General features: G+C 61.6%; 23 protein-coding genes. 10 read left to right on the forward strand and 13 right to left on the reverse strand.

The genetic code is table 11. The annotated features are described in order from the left end of the window. Nucleotides 1-182: 182 nt before the first annotated feature. Nucleotides 183-674 carry a hypothetical protein gene (locus M5G17_RS13290; protein ID WP_273893368.1) on the reverse strand — a complete coding sequence of 164 codons (492 nt, stop codon included), beginning with the start codon at nt 672-674 and terminating at the stop codon, nt 183-185. A gap of 99 nt (nt 675-773) precedes the next feature. Here M5G17_RS13290 and M5G17_RS13295 point away from each other — a divergent pair, with 99 nt between their 5' ends. After that, on the forward strand, nt 774-971 hold the full coding sequence (locus tag M5G17_RS13295) for a hypothetical protein (RefSeq protein ID WP_273893369.1): 198 nt from the start codon (nt 774-776) through the stop codon (nt 969-971). Nucleotides 972-975: 4 nt separating this feature from the next. On the opposite strand, the gene M5G17_RS13300 is transcribed toward M5G17_RS13295, so the two are convergent. After that, nucleotides 976-1,263: a helix-hairpin-helix domain-containing protein gene (locus M5G17_RS13300; protein ID WP_273893370.1), complete on the reverse strand. Its 288-nt coding sequence runs from the start codon at nt 1,261-1,263 to the stop codon at nt 976-978. Nucleotides 1,264-1,523: 260 nt separating this feature from the next. On the opposite strand from M5G17_RS13300, the gene M5G17_RS13305 reads away from it, so the two are divergent. Further along, the gene (locus M5G17_RS13305; protein WP_273893371.1) at nt 1,524-1,952 is read left to right on the forward strand and encodes a hypothetical protein; all 429 of its coding nucleotides are present in this window, start codon (nt 1,524-1,526) and stop codon (nt 1,950-1,952) included. Nucleotides 1,953-2,203: 251 nt separating this feature from the next. Here M5G17_RS13305 and M5G17_RS13310 read toward each other — a convergent pair whose 3' ends face one another. Next, nucleotides 2,204-3,184: an IS5 family transposase gene (locus M5G17_RS13310; RefSeq protein ID WP_273893390.1), complete on the reverse strand. Its 981-nt coding sequence runs from the start codon at nt 3,182-3,184 to the stop codon at nt 2,204-2,206. A 514-nt stretch (nt 3,185-3,698) separates the two neighbouring features. Between M5G17_RS13310 and M5G17_RS13315 the strand changes: the two genes are divergently transcribed. After that, nucleotides 3,699-4,079 carry a hypothetical protein gene (locus tag M5G17_RS13315; protein WP_273893372.1) on the forward strand — a complete coding sequence of 127 codons (381 nt, stop codon included), beginning with the start codon at nt 3,699-3,701 and terminating at the stop codon, nt 4,077-4,079. A gap of 59 nt (nt 4,080-4,138) precedes the next feature. On the opposite strand, the gene M5G17_RS13320 is transcribed toward M5G17_RS13315, so the two are convergent. Next, entirely contained in the window at nt 4,139-5,035 is an 897-nt protein-coding gene (locus tag M5G17_RS13320) for a LysR family transcriptional regulator (RefSeq protein ID WP_273893373.1), read from the reverse strand. 110 nt (nt 5,036-5,145) lie between these two features. Between M5G17_RS13320 and M5G17_RS13325 the strand changes: the two genes are divergently transcribed. Genes M5G17_RS13325 through M5G17_RS13340 form a run of 4 tightly spaced genes read left to right on the forward strand, consistent with a single transcriptional unit; the run spans nt 5,146 to nt 10,048 of the window. After that, the gene (locus M5G17_RS13325) at nt 5,146-6,615 is read left to right on the forward strand and encodes an efflux transporter outer membrane subunit (protein ID WP_273893374.1); all 1,470 of its coding nucleotides are present in this window, start codon (nt 5,146-5,148) and stop codon (nt 6,613-6,615) included. After that, the gene (locus M5G17_RS13330) at nt 6,608-7,789 is read left to right on the forward strand and encodes an HlyD/EmrA/EmrK family protein (protein WP_273893375.1); all 1,182 of its coding nucleotides are present in this window, start codon (nt 6,608-6,610) and stop codon (nt 7,787-7,789) included. Before M5G17_RS13325 ends, M5G17_RS13330 begins: the two co-directional genes overlap by 8 nt. Continuing rightward, nucleotides 7,786-9,315 carry a DHA2 family efflux MFS transporter permease subunit gene (locus tag M5G17_RS13335; RefSeq protein WP_273893376.1) on the forward strand — a complete coding sequence of 510 codons (1,530 nt, stop codon included), beginning with the start codon at nt 7,786-7,788 and terminating at the stop codon, nt 9,313-9,315. Before M5G17_RS13330 ends, M5G17_RS13335 begins: the two co-directional genes overlap by 4 nt. Nucleotides 9,316-9,328: 13 nt before the next feature. After that, on the forward strand, nt 9,329-10,048 hold the full coding sequence (locus M5G17_RS13340; protein WP_273893377.1) for a siderophore-interacting protein: 720 nt from the start codon (nt 9,329-9,331) through the stop codon (nt 10,046-10,048). An 11-nt stretch (nt 10,049-10,059) separates the two neighbouring features. Here the strand turns inward: M5G17_RS13340 and M5G17_RS13345 are convergent, their stop codons facing one another. Both M5G17_RS13345 and M5G17_RS13350 read right to left on the reverse strand, forming a co-directional pair. Further along, entirely contained in the window at nt 10,060-11,121 is a 1,062-nt protein-coding gene (locus M5G17_RS13345; RefSeq protein WP_273893378.1) for a phenylacetate--CoA ligase, read from the reverse strand. 147 nt (nt 11,122-11,268) lie between these two features. Continuing rightward, nucleotides 11,269-11,496 (reverse strand): hypothetical protein, encoded by a 228-nt coding sequence (locus M5G17_RS13350; protein ID WP_273893379.1) that lies wholly within the window; start codon nt 11,494-11,496, stop codon nt 11,269-11,271. A gap of 115 nt (nt 11,497-11,611) precedes the next feature. Here M5G17_RS13350 and M5G17_RS13355 point away from each other — a divergent pair, with 115 nt between their 5' ends. Together M5G17_RS13355 and M5G17_RS13360 are read left to right on the forward strand one after the other, a co-directional pair. After that, nucleotides 11,612-12,601, forward strand: coding sequence for a hypothetical protein (locus M5G17_RS13355; protein ID WP_273893380.1), 990 nt, complete (start codon nt 11,612-11,614; stop codon nt 12,599-12,601). Between the two features lie 66 nt (nt 12,602-12,667). Continuing rightward, on the forward strand, nt 12,668-12,991 hold the full coding sequence (locus M5G17_RS13360; RefSeq protein WP_273893381.1) for a hypothetical protein: 324 nt from the start codon (nt 12,668-12,670) through the stop codon (nt 12,989-12,991). Here the strand turns inward: M5G17_RS13360 and M5G17_RS13365 are convergent. From M5G17_RS13365 to M5G17_RS13395, 7 genes are all read right to left on the reverse strand, one after another. After that, nucleotides 12,980-13,315 (reverse strand): hypothetical protein, encoded by a 336-nt coding sequence (locus M5G17_RS13365; RefSeq protein WP_273893382.1) that lies wholly within the window; start codon nt 13,313-13,315, stop codon nt 12,980-12,982. The genes M5G17_RS13360 and M5G17_RS13365 overlap by 12 nt on opposite strands. 48 nt (nt 13,316-13,363) lie before the next feature. Further along, entirely contained in the window at nt 13,364-13,687 is a 324-nt protein-coding gene (locus M5G17_RS13370) for a hypothetical protein (RefSeq protein WP_273893383.1), read from the reverse strand. A 19-nt stretch (nt 13,688-13,706) separates the two neighbouring features. Then, on the reverse strand, nt 13,707-14,546 hold the full coding sequence (gene yghU / locus M5G17_RS13375) for a glutathione-dependent disulfide-bond oxidoreductase (RefSeq protein ID WP_273893384.1): 840 nt from the start codon (nt 14,544-14,546) through the stop codon (nt 13,707-13,709). A 74-nt stretch (nt 14,547-14,620) separates the two neighbouring features. Beyond that, entirely contained in the window at nt 14,621-15,727 is a 1,107-nt protein-coding gene (locus tag M5G17_RS13380) for an agmatine deiminase family protein (protein WP_273893385.1), read from the reverse strand. Nucleotides 15,728-15,749: 22 nt separating this feature from the next. Continuing rightward, the gene (locus M5G17_RS13385; RefSeq protein WP_273893386.1) at nt 15,750-16,841 is read right to left on the reverse strand and encodes an extracellular solute-binding protein; all 1,092 of its coding nucleotides are present in this window, start codon (nt 16,839-16,841) and stop codon (nt 15,750-15,752) included. Further along, nucleotides 16,838-17,743 (reverse strand): N-carbamoylputrescine amidase, encoded by a 906-nt coding sequence (gene aguB, locus M5G17_RS13390; protein WP_273893387.1) that lies wholly within the window; start codon nt 17,741-17,743, stop codon nt 16,838-16,840. Before aguB ends, M5G17_RS13385 begins: the two co-directional genes overlap by 4 nt. Next, nucleotides 17,740-18,801 (reverse strand): agmatine deiminase family protein, encoded by a 1,062-nt coding sequence (locus M5G17_RS13395; RefSeq protein ID WP_273893388.1) that lies wholly within the window; start codon nt 18,799-18,801, stop codon nt 17,740-17,742. Before M5G17_RS13395 ends, aguB begins: the two co-directional genes overlap by 4 nt. Before the next feature lie 125 nt (nt 18,802-18,926). On the opposite strand from M5G17_RS13395, the gene M5G17_RS13400 reads away from it, so the two are divergent. Beyond that, nucleotides 18,927-19,796: a LysR substrate-binding domain-containing protein gene (locus M5G17_RS13400; RefSeq protein ID WP_273893389.1), complete on the forward strand. Its 870-nt coding sequence runs from the start codon at nt 18,927-18,929 to the stop codon at nt 19,794-19,796. Nucleotides 19,797-19,850 lie beyond the last annotated feature (54 nt).

The raw sequence follows: 19,850 nt of genomic DNA on the forward strand, positions 1-19,850 counted from the left end.
TTGATCGGAGAATCCCTAGAGCGCGTAGTGCTTGGATTGAATTAAGCATTTTCAAGGCCGCTTTAAAATTTAGTGATTCTACCTTGGTTTCACGAGTCGTTGCGCTGAGGTGGATGAATTTGCCAGGCCCAGGGTTGGCGAATTGAAAGTGCCTTCATGGCGAACACCTGTGGTTCGACGGATTACGCGCAAGTGGCCAGGCACAAAAGTGCCTGGTAGGTGGCATAGGTGCCGAAGGCAAAGAGGAGTATTGAAGCCAGGCCTAAGGCGATGCAGCTCAATTGCAAAGTGGTACCGACTTTGTTGTGCCACGTTACATTGCTGTCAAATGCGATCTGCGCAAGGTAGGTCATGCAGGCGCTGATACCTATGGCCAATGCCCCGATGACAAAGGCCGTCAGCGAATAGGCGAAGTCCACGATTGCGCCGCTGTTGTTGTCTGAGAGCTTGCCAATGAACGCCAGCAGGGCGATTGCTGCACCACCGTTCAGTAGCAGCATGGTCTTGATTGCGTTCTGTCCTGACTGGCTGATTGAGTTGCCGTTTTGCGAGGTGGCTTCGACAAGCGCGTCAATATGATTGACAAGATTGTCGCAGTGAATGCTCTCATGGCCCTGTGATTTTACCTCGTTGATCGAGGCTTTCAGTGTTCGCGCGAATGCCTTTGCTTCCATTACTCATGCTCGCTAGATTGACGACCTGACTCACTGTGCTGCTTCGTGCACACAGCGCGGTGAGCCTAGCATCTGGCTATTCAAAGGGGGAGAGTGGTAGTGGCTTTGCGCAAGAAGCTGGAAGCATTTCGAGAACGGTTCACACCGCGTCAACGGCGTATCGTCGGTGGTTCACTGTTGGCACTCTGGGCCATCGGACTATTGGTGCACCCCGGTCAATACCTGTTGGCGCTATTGATACCAGGGGTCATCATTTTCTTCAGCGCCGCAGCAATAGAGCTTGAGCGAAAACCTTGAGGCGCTAGCGGGCACCGTTTTCCATTGAGGTTTCTGGATCAGGTAGCGCCTCGTCCTGCAGGGAAACTCTGGCAAGCTCGACGGCTACGCTAATGGCGGCTCGGGCTTGTGGGCTGTTCTTCCAGCAGGTCGATCCTGACGCGGCGGATGCTTGAGCCAGGATATCGCTGACATCCGACTTGCCCAGTTCCGCCAGCGAGTCGATGCCCATTTGTTCGAGCCTGGCAATGACGGTAGGCCCTACGCCTTTGAGCGCCAGTAGTGCGGTTCGTTCGTTCGGTGAAAATGGCATCGGTGAAGTCCTTTTCTGCTCACGTGATCATTCAGAGCTTGCCCTAAGCTCAAGTTTGCCTCAAGAGCGCAGTCATGCATGTCGCGTGTGCAGGTGAGTTCGCCTCCATGGCTTGGTGGCAATCGAGTGCTGGTGCAAACGATGAGCACATTTTTCTCTCGAAACGCTTGCGTATAAATACTGTATGCATATACAGTTTATTCGTGGCTGAGCACTCACTCAGCTGTACTCAACGCAAGACGTTTCTATGGAGAAACCTTATGAAAGGAAGCATCGTTAAATTGGCACTTGTGCTTGGTATTGCCGCCGGTTCTGTCGGGGCGGCTCAGGCTGACAGTTCGCCCACTGGCCTGTGGCGAGTATCGACGTTCAACATCCCAGGTGGCGCCTCGGCAACGGTTCAGACTGTCTGCCTGAAGGCGGATCACACTTGGTATTCCACCAGCCAGCCGCACTGGAATGGCAGCTGGTTCCAAAACGGACAGGATGTCCATTGGTACGGCGGCATTCCCATTTCCGGGGTCGGTAATGTGGCGAGCATGGCGATGGGCAAGCTGGACAGTCCTACCACCATGAGCGGCCAGTACGCGGAGTGGACCGCCCCTGGTACTCCACCCCTGACCTTCGACCGGCACTTCACCTACTCGATGGTTTTTCTACAAGCTGAGTGCCCGCCAGCGAAGCAGTAAGCGTTGGGCGCGTAAAGTGCGAGTGACTGCTGCCTCCCGGTAAGTCATCGCATACCCCTTCGGCCAGGTCGGCTTTTCTACAGACTCTTCCCTTCTTAGCGCTAAGGATGGTCTGAAGTAGCCCCCTGTTTTTCGGCTACTTCGTCATCGGCGCTTTCAAAAAATGGCAGTCGCTCAAATCCTGGTCAAATCTGCCGTCTGTTTCAGCCATTCTTGCCGCTGCAAGTACCTCGCAGCAGGCATTTTCCGACTCACGGACGTACCTCTCCTGCAGCAGAGAGCAACTGTCGACGCGCCATCCACAGGTTCGACAGGGCAAACAGCGTCACCGTCTGTGCAGTGTTCTTCACCAAGCCTCGGAAACGCACTTTGGTGTAACCAAACTGGCGTTTGATCACCCGAAATGGATGCTCAACCTTGGAGCGAACCTGGGCCTTGGCTTTCTCGATCTTGCGTATCGCTTTGTACAATGCGCTGCGCTTGCCATGTTTCTTATAGGTGCTGCGGCGCGCCGCAATCTGCCAGATAACTTCGCGTCCCGCATGCTCTTCGCGCTTCTCGACACCGGTATAGCCCGCATCAGCACAGACCACGTTCTCAGCGTCGTGCAGTAGTTTGTCGACTTGGATTACGTCCGCGACGTTGGCCGCCGTGACGATCACGCTGTGCACCAACCCTGACTCATCGTCGACACCAATGTGCGCTTTGGCGCCGAAGTAATATTGGTTGCCCTTCTTCGTCTGGTGCATTTCCGGATCGCGTTTGCCGTCCTTGTTCTTGGTCGAACTGGGCGCATGAATCAGCGTGGCATCGACGAGGGTGCCTTGTCGCAGTGACAAGCCACGGTCGCCCAGATAGTCATTGATCACGCCGAGAATGCCAGTGGCCAAATCGTGTTTTTCCAGCAGGCGACGGAAGTTGAGGATGGTGGTTTCGTCTGGGATACGCTCCAGGCTCAGACCGGAAAACTGGCGCAGGATAGTAGTCTCGTACAGCGCTTCTTCCATCGCCGGATCGCTATAGCCAAACCAGTTCTGCATCAGATGAACGCGCAGCATCGCCATCAACGGATAGGCCGGACGACCGCCTTCGCCCTTCGGGTAATGGGGTTCGATCAGGGCAATCAAACCCTTCCAGGGTACGACCCGATCCATCTCGATCAGAAACAGTTCCTTACGGGTCTGCTTGCGCTTGCCGGCGTACTCGGCATCGGCAAAGGTCAGTTGCGTCATCATCGAAAAACTCGGCGATTGGTGTCCGCAGATTTTGCCAAATCAGGAAGTCTTTTTCAGAATTTCCCTAACGCCAGCATCCCCGCCATGGTGATGCCAGGCGCCTGAAAGCACGCAATCGACCTTTGCACAAAACGCAGCCGACAAGCTGGGCGTGTTCTTCTAAGGTGTATCCATCAGCAGCGCTGAAAGGATGCACACATGGACTTATGCGTACGCTCAAGCTGACCTCGTATAGCTCGTAGCGCGAACCGAACGCGGTGCCAATCGCACCATTAGAGCCGCAGGCGTATGGGTCCAGGAAGGTCGATCACCCGCCTGTATTAGGCTCAAACAACCATCCTGGGTTCACTTGGCGAGGGCTTTACCAGACTCGCCGAGCACTCCTTTGCTGGTGGTGAAGACCAGCGCATTGCCGTGTACCAGGCAGGTGCGGTGGAACGGGGCGAGTCCGTACTGGCCCGGCAACGCAAACTCAAGGAGATCACCGTGAGCAAACCACGCCAACGCCACAATGAACCTGGCTGCTCAGCTCAGCGTTCCGGTGATCAATGACGACGTCGTGAAGGGGTATGACATGTCAGTCTTCAATGTCTTTTCCCCCCAGGGGAATCCGTCGATGAGCATTCTGGCCGATGAGTTTGCGCTCAGGCTTTGTGCATTCAACGAACTGACCCGCGACATGCGTGACGCCGGTATTGCCGTCGAGCGCCTGGAGTTTGCTGATAACAAGATCTTCATCAATCCGTTGAGCGTGGAGCTGATGTCGCGCCGCTTTGGGCATGAATTGCTTGGGGTGTGCTACGCCACCGTCGGGCGTCGTACTCGCAACAGCGTGACGATCCGGGAGGTGGATGTGGTCTGGTTCAGCCGGGTGAAGGAGCAGGAGCAATGAGCAATCCAGGCACTGGGGCGCCAGCTAACGCATTTGGCGCCCGTCGCAGAATAGCCGATTCAGCTGCAGGAACACTCCTGCACCATTTGGCGCAACCAGCGATGTACCGGGTCATTGTTCACGCGCGGGTGCCAGGCCTGGCAGAACTCGCCGCTGGGGGTCTCCAGCGGTAGCGGGAAAATGTGCAGCGGCAGCAGCGGCAGCGACCATTCGACGAAGCGCTGCGGGATCACCGCAATCATGTCCGAGGAACTGGCCAGTTGCATGGCCGCCTGAAAGCCCGGAACCACCAACGGCACCTTGCGTTGCAAGCCGACCTTTTCCAGCGCAAGGTCCAGCGGACCGCGGGTGCGGCCGCGGCGTGACACCGACAGGTGAGGGAAGGCCACCAGGTCCTCAGCGCTGACGCTGCTCTGGCGCGCGAGGGGGTGCTGATTGTTGACCACGCCAACGAAGGTGTCGATGTACAGGCGCTGCTTATAGACCTCGGGCCCCAGGGGGCCGGCGATGCCGATGTCGAGGTCGATCAGGCCGTCGCGCAGGGCGGCGACATCCTCGTTGCCTTGGGACATGAAACTCAAGGTCACATGCGGGGCCTGTTGCGCCACCCGTTGGCTCAGGCGCAGGGCCCAGGCACCGGTGAAGCCATCCTCGGTGCGCAGGGTGAATACTCGCTTTACCGTGCCCAGGTTGAGCTTCTGTTTAGTGCCCAGCACATTGCGCGCCTCTTCCAGCAGGTTGTGCACCTGGGGCGCCAGGTCCAGGGCCAGGGGAGTGGGGACCAGGCGGCGTCCGGCCAGCACGAACAGCGGGTCGCCCATGGCTTCGCGCAGGTTCGACAAGCGCCGGCTCATGGCGGGAATGCTCAGGTTCATGCGCTCGGCGGCGCCGGTGACGCTGCCTTCGCGCAACATCGAATCGAAGGTCAGCAGCAGGTTCAGATCAGGCAGGTTCATTTCGCAGTCCTTTGCAAAAAACGCAAGTCTAGTCTCGGTTTATTGCAATTTTCAATATGTCAGGGGCTACCTATCATCCCGTTGCAACCCAACCCTTCAAGGATGTTGTGATGGAATCCTCTTCTTCGCTTCAGCATTGGCTGGCGATCTGCCTGCTGTTGGCATTGCCAGGCTGCGTGAGCCCCGGGCATAGCCCTGAACCGCCCAAACCCTTGTCACCCGAACAGCTCGATGCCGGCCTGGACATCGAGCACGCCGGTACCCAGCCCTCGTCTGCGGCGGATGATCGCTGGTGGCTGAGCTTCAACGACGCCGACCTCAATCGCCTGCTGGCTGCCGGTCTGGACACCTCGCCTAGCCTTGCGATTGCCAGTGCGCGTATCGAGCGGGCGCAAGCCGATGCCGGCATCACCCTGGCCAACACGCGGCCGAGCCCGTCGGCCATGACCCAGATCCTGCGTAGCCAGGATTCACAGCACTACAAGACTGGTGCCGATGAAGCCGGGGTCTGGCACACCGATGGCCAAGCGTTGCTGCAAGGGCGTTACAACCTCGATCTGTGGGGCCTCAATCGCTCTCTGAACGAAGCCGCAGTGGGTAGCCTGCGCGCCGCCGAGGCCGATCAGGCGGTCGCCCGTCTGGCGCTCAGTGGCAGCCTGGTGGAAACCTGGTTCGCCTTGGGCGGTGTGCTTGAGCAGCAGGCCATCGTCAACCAGACCCTGGAACAACGCCGCAGCATCCTGCAGTTGAGTGAAAACCGGCTGAAGTCTGGCCTGGGAACTCAGGTTGACGTGGTGCGTGCGCGCGGGCCAATCCCTTTGCTTGAAGCCGAGCAGGCGCGCCTGCAAGGCGCCGCCCGTGGCTATCAGTTACGGCTGGCGGCCCTGGCCGGCAAGGGCCCGGGCTGGGGCGAGCAATGGCAGCCCAAAGTCGCTGACCCGCGTCAGCGCGTGGCCTTGCCGGGCCATCTGCCGGCCGAGTTGATCGGTGCCCGGCCCGATGTGGTTGCCCAGCGCTGGCGCGTCGAAGCACAAGGCAAGCGCATCGGCGCCGCCCGTGCGGCGTTCTATCCGAACATCGACCTGCTCGCATTCGCAGGCTTCCAGAGCTTCAGCTTGCAGAACCTTTTCCACCACGACAGCCGCACCTATGGCGTGGGCCCGGCAGTGACCTTGCCGATCTTCGACGCCGGACGTTTACGTGGCCAATACCAGGCCCAGCAGGCCAGTTATGCCGAAGCCGTGGCCAGCTACAGCCAGACCCTGGTCAACGCCTTGAGTGAAGTGGCCGGGCATGTCTCGCAACTGCGTGCCATTGAGGGCCAGCGGCTGAAAACCGTGCAAGGGCTGGATGAGGCCGAACAGGTCTACGGCCTGGAAAACCTGCGTTACCGGCAAAGCCTCACTGATTTTCTGCATGTGCTCGACGCCCAGACCCGGGTTCTCGACACGCGCATGCAATTGGTCCAGTTGAAGACCTCAGCGCTGCAAAACCATGCCGGCCTGCTGCGCGCGATCGGCGGCGGCTGGAAAGAAGCTGATCAGAACTCCACTACGCTTGCAGGAACCTCCCATGACTGACGCCACCCAAACCCCAGCCCCGGCTCCGGCCAAGTCGCGCCGCGGCCCGATTTTCCTGCTCATTACCCTGGTTGCACTGGCTGCGGCCGCGGCTGCCGGCCTGTGGTACTGGGTGTATGGCCGCACGTATGAAAGCACCGACAACGCCTATGTACGGGGCGATGTGGTGCTGATTTCCGCCCAGGTACGTGGTACCGCCACGGCGGTGAACATCCAGAACACCGATACGGTCAAGGCGGGTGACACCCTGGTCGAAATCGACCCGGCCGATGCGCGCCTGAGCCTGGACGCCGCCACTCACCAACTGGCTATGACCGTGCGCACGGTCAACAGCCTGTTCGCCGAAGAAAACGATCTGCTCGCCCAGGTCAAGCTGCGCCAGGCCGAAGCCAACCGGGCCAACCAGGACCTGCAACGGCGCCGGTCGGTGATCGCCCAGGGCGGTGTCTCCGGCGAAGACCTGCACCATGCCGAAGAAGCCGCGCAGATCGCCCAGTCGGGCCTGCGTGCGGCGCAGGCCAAGCTGGTCGGGCTGCAGGCGCGGATCCAGGGCACTACGGTAGAAAACCATCCGCAGGTGGCCGCCGCCGCCGAGCGCGTGCGTGAAGCCTACCTGGCGTTGGCGCGGACCAAGGTGCCGGCGCCGGTTGACGGCCTGATCACCAAGCGCGCGGTGCAAGTGGGCCAGCACATCGAACCGGGCACTGTGCTGATGGGCCTGGTGCCGCTGGATAAAGTCTGGGTCGAGGCCAACTTCAAAGAGTCGCAACTGGGCCAGATCAAAGTCGGCCAGCGGGTCGAACTGTTTGCCGACCTGTATGGCGAGAGCGTGGTCTACCACGGCCGCGTCCAGGGCATCGAAGCCGGCAGCGGCGCAGCGTTCGCCACCATCCCGGCGCAGAACGCCACCGGTAACTGGATCAAGGTGGTGCAACGGGTGCCGGTGCGCATCGCCCTGGACCGCGAAGAAGTGTTGCGCCACCCGTTGCGCATCGGCCTGTCGATGACCGCCAAGGCCACCTTGGGTGAGCCGGACGAACAGCCGCCCAGCAGCGTTCAGGACAACACCGAGGTTTACGGCAAGATTGGTAGCGGTAGCGAAGCGCTGGTCAACCGGATCATTGCCGAAAACCTGCAAGGCTCGAAACTGAGCGTATCGAGGAATGATCGATGAGCAGCGCCAAGCGCCCCATCGAGCCATTGAGCGGTGGCACGCTGGTTCTCGGCGCGCTGGCGATCGGCATGGCCAACTTCATGATGGTGCTCGACACCACCATCGCCAACGTCGCGGTGCCGACCATTTCCGGTAACCTCGGCGTAGCCCCTGACCAGGGCACCTGGGTACTGACCTCGTTCAGCATCTCCCTGGCCATCGGCCTGCCGCTCACTGGCTGGCTGGCCCAGCGCTTTGGCCAGGTCAAGCTGTTCCTCAGTGCCGTGGTGTTGTTCGTGCTGGCCTCGGTGTGCTGCGGCCTGGCGCCGAACTTGACCTCGCTGCTGGTATTTCGGGTGTTCCAGGGCGCCGTTTGCGGCCCCTTGGCGCCGCTGTCGCAGGCGCTGCTGGTGGCGATCTTTCCGCCCGCGCGGCGCACCACGGCGCTGGTGGTGTGGTCGATGACCACCTTCCTGGGCCCGGTGTGCGGTCCGATTCTCGGTGGCTACCTGACCGACAATATCAGTTGGCCGTGGATCTTCTATATCAACGTGCCGGTGGGCATCTTCATTCTGCTGACCCTCGGCCAGGTGTTGAACGGGCGCGACAACCCCACACGCAAATTGCCGGTGGACGTGGTCGGCCTGCTGCTGTTGATGGTCGCCGTCGGTTCGCTGCAGATCCTGCTCGACAAGGGCCAGGACCTGGACTGGTTCTCTGCCACGCCGATTCGCATTCTGGCGGTGATTACCGTACTGGGGTTCGCCTCGCTGATTACCTGGGAGCTGACCGCGCAGCATCCGATTCTCGACCTGCGCCTGTTCAAGGAGCGCAACTACGCCATCGGAACCCTGAGTGTGAGCCTGGGCTTTGCCCTGTACTTCGCCTCGCTGGTGCTGGTACCGCTGTGGTTGCAAACCGAAATGGGCTACACCGCGACCTGGGCCGGTATCGCCACCGCCCCCCTGGGGATCGCCGGGGTGGTGCTGGCGCCCTTCATCGGCAGGTTGATGCAGCATACCGACGCGCGGGTACTGGCGAGCATGGCGTTCATTTGCTGGATCGGCGCATCGCTGTGGCGGATGTACTTCGAGACCAACCTGGACCTTCAGTTCATCGGTTGGAACTCGGTGCTGATGGGCGCAGGCACGGCGTTCCTGTTCACCCCGCTGGTGGCGATTTCGCTGTCGCGTCTGCCACCGGAGAAGATTCCGGCGGCCCTCGGCCTGCAGAACGCCTTGCGCATGACCGGTGCCAGTTTCGCGGTGTCGCTCGGCCCGGCTTTCTGGGATCACCGCGCGCGTCAGCACCAGGTTGACCTGGCCGAACGCATGACACCGTTCGACCACTGGAGCGCCCAGGCCCAGGACAACCTCAACAATCTCGGGCTGTCGGCCCAGGGCGCGCTGGAGTCGTTGGCACGCACCATCGACTGCCAGGCCCACATGCTGGCGCTGAACGATTTCTCCCTCGCCAGCGCGTGGCTGTTCTGCGCTGTCCTGGCCATTGTCTGGCTGGCCCGTTCACCCAAGGCGAAAGCCAAGTAAATCTGGAGTATTCATGTTCGAGTTTCGCAAGAAGTTGAAGTACAACCTCGATGTGATCGATATCCGTGATGTCACGCCGCTGGTGCGGCGTGTCACCTTCAAGGGCGATCTGTTCGCCACGGCGCAACCGTGCCAGCCGTCGCAATGGCTGAAGCTGTTCCTGCCCGCCGGTGGCAGCCAGGTCAGCCGCGCCTACACCATCCGCCGGCACTACCCGCAGTCGGGTAATGTCGATATCGACTTCGTACGCCATGACCACGGCCCGGCCGGACGCTGGGTCGAGCAGGCGCAGTTCGGCGATCAGATCGGTTGCTCGGCGTTGCGAGGCGGGTTTGCTCCCCAGGAGGATGCCGAATGGATGCTGCTGGCGGCAGACGAGACCGGCACTCCGGCGGTGATGAGCATCCTTGAGAGCCTGTCGCCGGGAGACCGCGCCCTGGTGGTACTGGAGGCTCAAACCATGACCGAACTGCAAGCGCTGGACTCGCTGGCCGTAGTCAATTGCGAGTGGTTCTTCCGCGATGAACATGCAGCCGGCAGCAATCTGTTGCTCAAGGGCATCGACAGTCTGCAATTGCCGTCGGGGGTTGGGCAGTTCTGGATCGCCGGTGAAGCCCAGAGTGTCAATGAGGTGCGTGACTACCTCACCGAGGCGTGTTCGATTCCACGTCGATTGGTCCGCAGCAAGGGCTACTGGATGCGCGGCGTCGCCGATCATCGCGACCGCGATTGAGCGGCTCCTGTTCAGGCGCTCTGGCGCAAGGTAGTGGCGCTGTTGCCGGTGAGGCGTTCAAGGCGGCGCATGCTCCGGGCGGTACCAGGCAACAGGCGGCCGGTATCGCCGGTGCGGTAACGGATCATCGGCAGGGCCTCGCGGCTCAAGCTGGTCAGCACCACTTCACCGAAGCTGCCGTCGGGCAGCGGTGTGCCGCTGTCCGGGTCGATGATCTCCGGGTAGAAGTGGTCTTCCCAGAGGGTCACGCCGTCGCGGGTTTCCAGGCATTCCATGCCGATACCCGGGTCCATCAGTGCCGGTACGCCGTACAGTGTCAGGGTCTGGATGCCCAGGCGCTGTTCCAGTTCCTGGCGCAGGCTGCTGCTGCACGGTTGCGGGCTGATCAGCGCCATGCGCAGCGACAGCGCCGAGGCTGCGATGTTCTGGCGCTCCAGTTCGTTGGCCAGGGCCAACAAGCGCGACGGCGTGGCAATGAGCATCTGCGGCTGGAAGTCACAGAGCAGGCGAACCTGCTGGCCGGCCTGGTGCGTCGCCAGGGGGATCAGCGCACAGTTCAGGCGTTCGGCGCCCAGCTGAATGCCGCTGCTGGCGCTCAAGGCGTCCTGCCCGCCGAGCACGTACAGGCGGTCGCCGGCCTGGGCACCGGCGGCGCGCAGCGAGCGCGCGACCAGCGCCGCCCAGACCTCCTGGTCGTTGCGCGTGTAGCCAGTGACCGGCGAGCGGGCGCTGCCGACGTTGCAGGCCTGCAGGCGCACGATCCGGCTCGCAGGCACGGCAAACAATTCGAATGGAGAGTGATGTTGCAACTGGGCATTGCCGATGAAGGGAAAGCGCGCGAGGTCTTCGAGTTGCTGAAGGTCCTCGGGGTGCAGCCCCTGGGCTTCAAACTGATGGCGGTACCAAGGCACATTGCGCCAGGCATGTTTGAGCGACCAGCGCAAGCGGCGCAGTTGCACGTCGCGCAGTTGTTCGAGGCTGCAGGTTTCCAGGGTGTCGCGGTGGGCCAGGGCGCGCAGGCGCTGTTCGTTCAGGTCCAGGGTACTGGCGTCGAGCTGTGTGTTGGCGTTCATCTTCCAAGTCCGTTTGGCGTGCCGACCGATAGGCAAGCATGCTATGACGGGAGGGGGAGGATGGCTACTCGCATTGGCGGGCCGCCAGGGGCGTGTAGACGGTGCGGGGCAGGTCCGGCAGGCTCGCATTGTAAGGTATCAGGCGGCTCACAGGTCGCTTTGAAATCGCATTGCTGTTGACGCTTGCCTGTTCAGCGCCACCGTCAGCATCGCCGCCGCAGTGATGTTGGGCATCATGAAACTGTAGATTGTCGTGGGAAACGTACGGCTAAAGTATGTCCACGGCACGCCCCAGGCAAAGACCAGGGTGACCGGCAGCAATCCGGCAATCACGCTGAGGGTCAAAACAATTCGAATTTTGGCAAGGTTACTCAAGCATTCCGTCCCTGGTAGGTAATGTGCGCCATAGAATCTGAATGCCATTAGTTTTGCCAATGGCGGTTATCATCTGCGCCGCAGGAAACAGTCAATCGGCAGGAGCAGGCAGGTAATGAAGGGAAGTAGCGCATGGACGCTGATGGTTGGCTCGGTTATTGGCTTGTGTACCTTGATTGGCCTGGCGTTCTTTAAGGAGCACAAGGTGGTGCTGGCCGAGCTTCAATTTCAGGGCGGTGCCCACCTGCGCCATGACGCGACGCAGTTACACGAGGTCTATCAGCAGGCGGTTCAGCAGGTGCTGGCCTCGCAGCAACTCGACACGCAGCGGCTGCAGGTAGAGTTGGACCCCCAGCGTAGCGACACGGTGCTACTACGTGGGAGTGAAGCTGCGTTGAGTCCTGCGCAGCGACAGGGCTTGGGCAGTCAACTCGATACTGTCTTGAAGGCGCGTCAGTCTGTGGTTACAAGCCTGCAGCTGGAGCTGGATTACAGCCAGGCCCGACGCCTGAACGCAGCTGGGCGGGAAATGGGCCCGGCGCCTGCCAGCATCACCGCGTTGGGACGCCAGGTGTTGCCCCTGCAGTTCGATTTTTCGCCAGAGGTGGCACTCGATACCCTGGTCAGTGACAGCGAGCGACGCTATGCCTTTGCCGGCAACCGCACGATCAGCGGTGAGGTGATGTGCCAGGTCAATGCGGCGATTACCGCACGGATGCCGTTCATGATCACTCGCTTTGAGGTCGATGGCGCGCAACTGGTCGGTGACATGGACATTCTCACCCACGATCAGGTCGCGCTGCGCCTGCCCGCCAGCGTGTATTTCGATGACCGCGACTTGCGCGTGCGCCTGGAAGCGGGCGGGCCCAGGGTCAGCCTGAAAAGCCAGTCGTCTTATGGCAAGGTGCGATCGTCGTGGCTGACGTTCGAGTTCGGCTCGCTGGGCGAGCACCCTTATCAGCCGTTTGATATCGCCGATGCCGGGCGTAATGGTCTGCGCGAGATGTGTGGCAACGTTGCCCATCAGGCCGGACGGCCGTTCTCGTTCTTTTACGGGAGCGGGTTCGACCGGTTGGAAGCGGTCCTGATTGAGCCCCAGAGGTGAGTCGTGGCCAGTGTGTAGCGTGATAGCATGCTCAGCCCGTTTCAACGAAAGGACTCAGCAACCCTCATGTACTTCACCCTGGAATTCTACGACGCCCTCACCGGGCAAATCTGGACTCCGATCTTCGCTGCCGTGCTCACCTGGATCTTCCTCTGGCTACGCAGCCAGTCCTACGACACGGCCGGCGGCTGGACCCTGGGCCTGGTGGTGGTGCTGTGCCTGCTGGCGTTTTTCCCAAATGGTTACCACGCGCTGTTCAACACCGGCGTCAACTTCATTACCCGCGATCGGGATTTCCTGCCCGTTTACAGCGCTCGGTTCAGCGCCGATGTGCTGCTGACGATGGCTGGCGCCCTGGTCGGCATGCTCGGTAGGCGGCTAGTCGCGTAGCTTCACCAACTGCTTGCACTCAGGACACTCGATCACCTTGTGGGTGAAGACCTCATGCACACGCATCACCCGGTGCATCAACAGTCCTTCACCAGGCTTGTACAGGTGCGGCATGCACTTGTTGCATAGAGGGCAGCGGACAAACCACGCGCAACCGAAGAACAGGCAGAGGCTGATGATGGCGAACACTGCGTAGGGTTCAAAATAGCGCGTGGCATCCCGGTCAAACAGCACCCAGATCATGAAGCCGCCACCGACCCAGAGGTTGAGGGTGAGCTCCACCTGCATGACGATGGCAAGCAAACGGTTTTTCAGTGGTTTCAACAGGATCATCCATTGATCAATCAGAAGTGCAATCGCGCAATTAAACAGTTAACCCTGGGCCAGCGCCAACAACGCCCGCTCGCGACTGAGCGGGCGCATTACCCCAGGCGATCCGTTGATGTACAGGTACAGGTAGTGCTGCCCTTTGTCATCGACCAGTATCCGGTGGACCTGGATCAGCTCCGGGTCGTAGCTGCTAGTGCGATCGCGCAGCACCTGGTGGTGCTCGATACGATGACGGCGCAACGCCGCCTGGAACTCACGGTCGGTAACATTACGCAGCTTGCGTATGCGGCGAATCGACAGATAGCCCAGGCCGACGGTCCAGGCGATGAAGAACAGCGCCTGCAGTAGCGATTTGTAATGCTCCATCCTGGAACACGGCCTCCACTCAGTCCAGATCCTGCGCGTGATGCCGCTCCGGCACTTGCGTGGCTTCATCGCCCCAGGTGCGGTTTACCCGCAGGCCACGCACGACTGCCGGGCGTTCGGCAATCGCCTGTGCCCAGCGTTGTACGTGCTGGTATTGCTGCACGTTGAGGAACTCGCCCGCCGAATACAACCGGCCCAGCGCCAGCTGGCCATACCAGGACCACACGGCGATATCGGCGATGCTGTAGCTGTCGCCGGCCAGGTAGGTGCTTTGCGCCAGGCGCCGATCAAGCACATCCAGCTGACGTTTGGTTTCCATGGTGAAGCGATTGATCGGGTACTCGAATTTTTCCGGCGCGTAGGCATAGAAGTGACCGAAGCCGCCACCCAGGTAAGGCGCCGCACCCATCTGCCAGAACAGCCAGTTCAAGGTTTCGCTGCGACCGGCCAGCTCGGAGGGCAGGAACTCGCCGAATTTTTCCGCAAGGTAGAGCAGGATCGAGCCCGACTCGAACACCCGGATTGGCGGTTCTACGCTGCGGTCGAGCAGGGCAGGGATTTTCGAGTTGGGGTTGATCTCGACGAAGCCGCTGGAGAACTGATCACCTTCGCCGATGCGAATCAGCCAGGCGTCATACTCGGCGCCGGTATGCCCCAGGGCCAGCAGCTCTTCGAGCAGGATGGTGACCTTTACGCCATTGGGGGTGGCCAGGGAGTACAGTTGCAGCGGCTGCTCGCCTACCGGCAGGACCTTGTCGTGGGTCGGGCCGGCCACCGGGCGGTTGATGTTGGCGAACTCGCCGCCAGAGGGCGCGTCATGCTGCCAGACCCGAGGTGGGACATAGGGTGCCTTGCTCATCGGTGAACCTCCTGGTGTGCTCAAGGGGCTCATGTTCGGGCCTGGCGCAAACGCTTGTCAAACCTTGCGACACCTCACGCCGGCATGTTCTTGCTCACACAGTGGATGCCACCGCCGCCGGCGGCAATCGCGTCGATGTTGACCTGCTCGATGGTTCGCCCCGGGTACAGCTTGGTCAGCAGTTGCTTGCAGTAGGCGTCTGCTTTGCGGTCGCCAAACTGCGGTGCGATCACCGCGCCATTGATCGGCAGGTAGTTGATGTAGCCAGCGGCAAAATCCGGGTTGTCGCGGGTAAAGCGGTTGCTGCGCGGTGTGCGCGGCGGTGGCAGCAGGTGCACGGTCAAGGGACGGCCGTCGGCGTCGGTGGCCTGTTTGAGGATATCCAGGTGCGCGCGGGTGACCTTGTAGTCGTAGGAGTCAGGGTCGTTGTCGAGGTTGGCGATCACCACCCCAGGCTCGACGAAGCGTGCGTAAAAGTCGACGTGGGCATCGGTGATGTCGCGGCCCTTGATGCCCGGCAGCCAGATGATCTTGCGCAAGCCGAGGTTGGCCTTGAGCTCGGCTTCGACGTCGGCGCGGCTCCAGTCAGGGTTGCGGTTGGCATTGACCCAGCAGCTTTCGGTGATGATCGCGGTGCCGTGGCCATCCACTTCAATGCCGCCGCCTTCGCCGGTCAGCTCGCTTTGCAGGTAGGGGACGCCCAGCGCGTTGGCGAGCTTTTTGGCCACGCGGTTGTCGTTGCGGTGGCGCTGCTTGTTGCCCCAGCCGTTGAAGTTGAAATCCATCAGCGCACGCTTGCCATCATCGTCGATGACGAAGCAGCCGCCGTAGTCACGGATCCAGATATCGTCCAGGGCCACGCCGAGGAACTCGGTGTTGTCGGTGCCGCACTCCTGGCGGGCCACACTGAGGTCTTCGGGGTGGCACAGCACGGTGACCGGTTGGTACTTGGCGATGGTACGGGCCAATTGCGCGATGCAGTCGTTGACGTCATCGGCCTGGTCTTCCCAGACCGTTTTATCGGCGGCGTAAGCCAGGAAGATCCGCTGTTGGGCCTGGTCTTCTTCGGGCATGAACCAGCGATCGTCGGCGGCCATGGCCAGGCGCAGCGGGCCGAGGCCCAGGCTGGCCACGCCGGCGGCTACTGACAGGTGCTTGAGGAAGGTACGACGGGGTGTCATCTAGGTTGCTCTCTGTGGTGGCTCAATGGGCCGAAGACGTTTTCAGGGTGGTCCAGGCACGCATGCGTGCGCGCATGTCTTTCTGGGGGATGTCCTTGCCCGGAATCAGCCGCTTGTAGGTTTCGTCGCTGATGTAGATGTCCGGATTATCCCGCATCAGCGGGTCGACCAGCGGCCGCGCCTTGGCGCTGGAAGTGGGGTAGCCGGTGAACGAGCTGATGGCCGCCATCTGTTGGGGCTGCATGACGAAGTTGATAAAAGCGTAGGCGTATTCCGGGTGGGCGGCATCGGCAGGGATCGCCATGCTGTCCATCCAGATGGTCGTGCCCTCGACCGGCACGTGGTAACGGAACTCCATGGCCTTGCCGGCGGAGTCGGCGGTACGCTGGGCCTGAATCATATCGCCGCTGTAGCCCAGGGAGATGCAGGTTTCGCCATTGACCAGCTGGGTCACCGGTTGCGACTGGAACTTGCGGATGTACGGCTTGATCGCGCCCAGCATCTGGCGGGCGGCGAGCAAGTCGTCGGCCTTGCCGCTGCGCGGATCCTTGCCCATGTAGTGGAGCACCACCGCCAGTACTTCATCGGGGGAATCGATCATCGAAATCCCGCAGTCGGCCAACAGTGCAGCGTTCTCGGGCTTGAACAGCAGATCAAGGCTTTTGACCGGGGCGGTGGCGATGCGCTGCTCGATGGCAGCGCGGTTGTAGGTCAGGCCAATGCTGCCCCAGGTGTAGGGCACGGTGCTGTCGCGCGAGTTGGGGTAGCGCTGGTGCAGGCGCTTGAGGCCGGGCTCGATGTCCGCCAGGTGCTCAAGCTTGCCCGGGTCGAGCTTTTGCAAGGCGCCAGCGCGGGCCAGGCGTTCGGCCACAGTGTCGCCGGGGAAGATCAGGTCGTAACCGCTGTTGCCTGAGAGCAGCTTGGCCTCGAGGGTTTCGCTGCTGTCCATGACGTCGTAGATGACCTTGATGCCGGTCTGGGCGGTGAAGTTTTTGAGGGTGTCTTCGGCAAAGTAGTCCGCCCAGTTGTACAGGCGCAGGACTTTATCTTCGGCGTTGGCCAGGCCGCAGCTCAGTGCCAGGGACAGGGCCAGCAGGGTTTTTAGAGCGTTCATGCGCCTTGCCTCCAGGTGCTGTGTGGGTGGCGGCCATCAAGGCTCAGCAGGGTGCCGTACATGTCCGGGCGGCGGTCGCGGTACACGCCCCAGGTCAGGCGCTCCTCGCGCATGTGCGCAAGGTCCAGCTCGGCCAGCAGCACGCAGGGGGTGTCACGGTCGGCTTCAGCCAGCAGTTGGCCCTTGTGGTCGGTGATGAAGGACGAGCCATAAAAGCGCATGCTCAGTTCGGCATCGCTGGGCGCTACTTCAACGCCGGTGCGGTTGGCGGTGATCACCGGGAGGATGTTGGCCGCGGCGTGGCCGCGCTGGGTCAGTTGCCAATGGTCGCGCGAGTCCAGCGCCGCAGCGCCGGGCTCGGAGCCGATGGCGGTGGGGAACAGCAGGATCTCGGCACCCTGCAGGGCCAGGCAGCGGGCGGTCTCGGGGAACCACTGGTCCCAGCAGATGCCCACGCCGATGCGTCCGATGGCGCAGTCCCAGACTTTGAAACCGGTGTCGCCGGGGCTGAAGTATTCCTTCTCCTGGTAGCCGATGGCGTTGGGGATATGGGTTTTGCGATAGATACCCAACAGGCAGCCATCGGCATCGGCCACGGTCAGCGAATTGAAGTAGGCGTTGCCGGCCTTTTCAAACCAGCTCAGCGGCAGCACCACGCCCAGCTCCGCCGCCAGGGCGGCGAAGCGTTGCAGCAGCGGGCTGTGCTCGTAGGGCTGGGCCAGCGCCAGGTGCTCGTGGTTCTGCTCGATGCAAAAGTACGGCGTGGCAAACAGCTCCGGCAGCAGGATCAGCTGCGCACCGGCAGCGGCCGCTTCGCGGACCAACTGTTCGGCGCGATCGAGGTTGTCGGCCAGGTTCCAACTGCACGCCAGTTGCAGGCTGGCGACGGTCACGCGGCTCATCGCTTGCCTCCGGCCAGCGGCCAGGCGGGCTGTTGCTGGGTAATGCAGTGCACGCCACCGCCGCCGTGGGCCAGCTGGTTGATCAGTACCGGCACCACTTCACGGTCAGGGAACGCTTGCTGCAAGGTGGCGGCGGCCTGCAGGTCGGCTTCGATGCCGTAGGCCGGCATGATCACGGCGTCGTTGCACAGGTAGAAGTTAGTGTAGGAGGCGCAGAACACTTCGGCGTCGGTATCGACTGCAGCAGACGCCTCGTACAGATCGATCAGCTCGAAGCGACGGCCACGGGCGTCGGTCGCCAGCTCAAGGGCGCGGCGGTTCTCTTTGACCACCTGAGCGTAGGTGGAGTGCTTGTCGTGGGTGGCATCGACCAGCAATACACCCGGGCGGGCGAAGGCGCACACGCCGTCGACATGGCCATCGGTCATGTCGCCGGTGACGAAGTCCGGATCGCCTGGCAGCCAGATGACCTTGTTCACGCCCAGCAGGCGGGTGAAGATTTCTTCGATGTCCTGCTTGCCCAGGCCGGGGTTGCGGTTGGGATTGAGCAACACCGACTCGGTGGTGATCAGCGTGCCTTCACCGTCGACGTGAATGGCGCCGCCTTCGTTGGCCAGGTGGCTGCCGAAGCACTCCAGGCCCAGGCCATTGAGCACGCGCCGAGCAAGGCCTTCATCGAGGTCGTGGGCCGATTTGCCGCCCCAGGCGTTGAAGCGCCAACTGACCCCGGCCAGGCCTTGCTGCGGGTGGCAGATGAAGCTTGGGCCGGAGTCGCGGCACCAACTGTCGTTGATCGCACATTCGATCAGCTCGATGTTTGCCCCGCACAAAGCGCGGGCCTGGGCGACCGCGCTGGGGTCGACCACCATCTTCACCGGCTCGAAACGGGCAATGGCATTGGCAACCCGGGCGAAATCGACCTGCACATCCGCCAGGGTCACGCCCCAGGTCGACTCCCACAGGGCCTGGTTGTGCGGCCAGGCCATCCAGGTAGCGGCGTGCCGGGCCCATTCGGCCGGCATGAACCATCCGTTGTTGGAGGCGTTGTCGTTGTGCATGGTGATTGCCTTTGAGTTAAGTAATTGTTTTCAGCAGGTTTGCCAGGTGACCATGCTATAACTGCGCTTTAACTAAGAACAAACGATGGTTTTTGCCGATATATGATTAGCCTGGCTTATCAATCATGCTGAAACACTGGCCACCCCTGAACACCTTGCGCGGCTTTGAAGCGGCGGCGCGCCTGGGCAGTTTTCACAAGGCCGCTGAAGAGCTGCACCTGACCCAGTCGGCGATCAGCCAGCAGATCCGCAGCCTGGAGAGCTACCTGGAGCAGCCGTTGTTCTATCGCGAAGGGCGCAGTGTGGCGCTCACCGATGCCGGTGTTGACCTGCTCAGCACCACCCAGGTCATGCTCCAGCAACTGACCGTGGGTATCCGTCGCCTTGAGCAGTACCGCAAACCCAACCAGTTGGTGGTCAACACCACCCCGGCGTTTGCCCGGCATTGGCTGGTGCCGCACCTGGGCGAGTTCCATCGCCTATTTCCGAACGTGGATGTCTGGCTGTTTACCAGTGACGAGATCCCCGACATGGCCACCCAGACCATCGACATCGCGGTGCGCGACGACATCAGCGCCCAGGCCGAATGCAGCTTTCGGGTCTTGCTCCAGGATCGCTTGTATCCGGCGTGTCACCCGCGCCTGCTCGACCTCGACCCGCAGCAGCGCACCACGCTGCACGGTGAGCGGGAAATGGACTGGAGCTATTGGAGCACCCAGGGCGGCGAGGCGTTGGGGCAGACCATGCAAGGCCTGAATTTTTCTGACTCCGGGCAATTGCTCGACGCTGCCAGCCAGGGTCTGGGGATTGCTCTGGTCAGTGCCTTGCTGGCGGAGCAGGCGCGGGCGCAAGGACACCTGGTGGCCCTGACCGAACAGACCGTGCGCGGCCCGAAATGGGCCTGGCTGGTGCACCGCAACAGTGAAGGGGAGGCTTTGACTGCGAGCTTTTGCCACTGGCTGGAGGCAGCAATTGGTCCCAGCAAATCGGACTGAGACACTTTCGCGGGGCAAGCCCGCTCCTACACTACCTGTGGGAGATTCTATGGT

It is taken from the genome of Pseudomonas rubra (genome assembly GCF_028656935.1).
GTDB classification, from domain to species: domain Bacteria; phylum Pseudomonadota; class Gammaproteobacteria; order Pseudomonadales; family Pseudomonadaceae; genus Aquipseudomonas; species Aquipseudomonas rubra.

Coding starts and splice junctions, on each gene's coding strand:
- M5G17_RS13290 (WP_273893368.1), bottom strand. CDS start 674: ATGGAAGCAAAGGCATTCGCGCGAACACTGAAAGCCTCGATCAACGAG.
- M5G17_RS13300 (WP_273893370.1), bottom strand. CDS start 1,263: ATGCCATTTTCACCGAACGAACGAACCGCACTACTGGCGCTCAAAGGC.
- M5G17_RS13305 (WP_273893371.1), top strand. CDS start 1,524: ATGAAAGGAAGCATCGTTAAATTGGCACTTGTGCTTGGTATTGCCGCC.
- M5G17_RS13310 (WP_273893390.1), bottom strand. CDS start 3,184: ATGACGCAACTGACCTTTGCCGATGCCGAGTACGCCGGCAAGCGCAAG.
- M5G17_RS13315 (WP_273893372.1), top strand. CDS start 3,699: ATGAACCTGGCTGCTCAGCTCAGCGTTCCGGTGATCAATGACGACGTC.
- M5G17_RS13320 (WP_273893373.1), bottom strand. CDS start 5,035: ATGAACCTGCCTGATCTGAACCTGCTGCTGACCTTCGATTCGATGTTG.
- M5G17_RS13325 (WP_273893374.1), top strand. CDS start 5,146: ATGGAATCCTCTTCTTCGCTTCAGCATTGGCTGGCGATCTGCCTGCTG.
- M5G17_RS13330 (WP_273893375.1), top strand. CDS start 6,608: ATGACTGACGCCACCCAAACCCCAGCCCCGGCTCCGGCCAAGTCGCGC.
- M5G17_RS13335 (WP_273893376.1), top strand. CDS start 7,786: ATGAGCAGCGCCAAGCGCCCCATCGAGCCATTGAGCGGTGGCACGCTG.
- M5G17_RS13340 (WP_273893377.1), top strand. CDS start 9,329: ATGTTCGAGTTTCGCAAGAAGTTGAAGTACAACCTCGATGTGATCGAT.
- M5G17_RS13345 (WP_273893378.1), bottom strand. CDS start 11,121: ATGAACGCCAACACACAGCTCGACGCCAGTACCCTGGACCTGAACGAA.
- M5G17_RS13355 (WP_273893380.1), top strand. CDS start 11,612: ATGAAGGGAAGTAGCGCATGGACGCTGATGGTTGGCTCGGTTATTGGC.
- M5G17_RS13360 (WP_273893381.1), top strand. CDS start 12,668: ATGTACTTCACCCTGGAATTCTACGACGCCCTCACCGGGCAAATCTGG.
- M5G17_RS13370 (WP_273893383.1), bottom strand. CDS start 13,687: ATGGAGCATTACAAATCGCTACTGCAGGCGCTGTTCTTCATCGCCTGG.
- yghU (WP_273893384.1), bottom strand. CDS start 14,546: ATGAGCAAGGCACCCTATGTCCCACCTCGGGTCTGGCAGCATGACGCG.
- M5G17_RS13380 (WP_273893385.1), bottom strand. CDS start 15,727: ATGACACCCCGTCGTACCTTCCTCAAGCACCTGTCAGTAGCCGCCGGC.
- M5G17_RS13385 (WP_273893386.1), bottom strand. CDS start 16,841: ATGAACGCTCTAAAAACCCTGCTGGCCCTGTCCCTGGCACTGAGCTGC.
- aguB (WP_273893387.1), bottom strand. CDS start 17,743: ATGAGCCGCGTGACCGTCGCCAGCCTGCAACTGGCGTGCAGTTGGAAC.
- M5G17_RS13395 (WP_273893388.1), bottom strand. CDS start 18,801: ATGCACAACGACAACGCCTCCAACAACGGATGGTTCATGCCGGCCGAA.
- M5G17_RS13400 (WP_273893389.1), top strand. CDS start 18,927: ATGCTGAAACACTGGCCACCCCTGAACACCTTGCGCGGCTTTGAAGCG.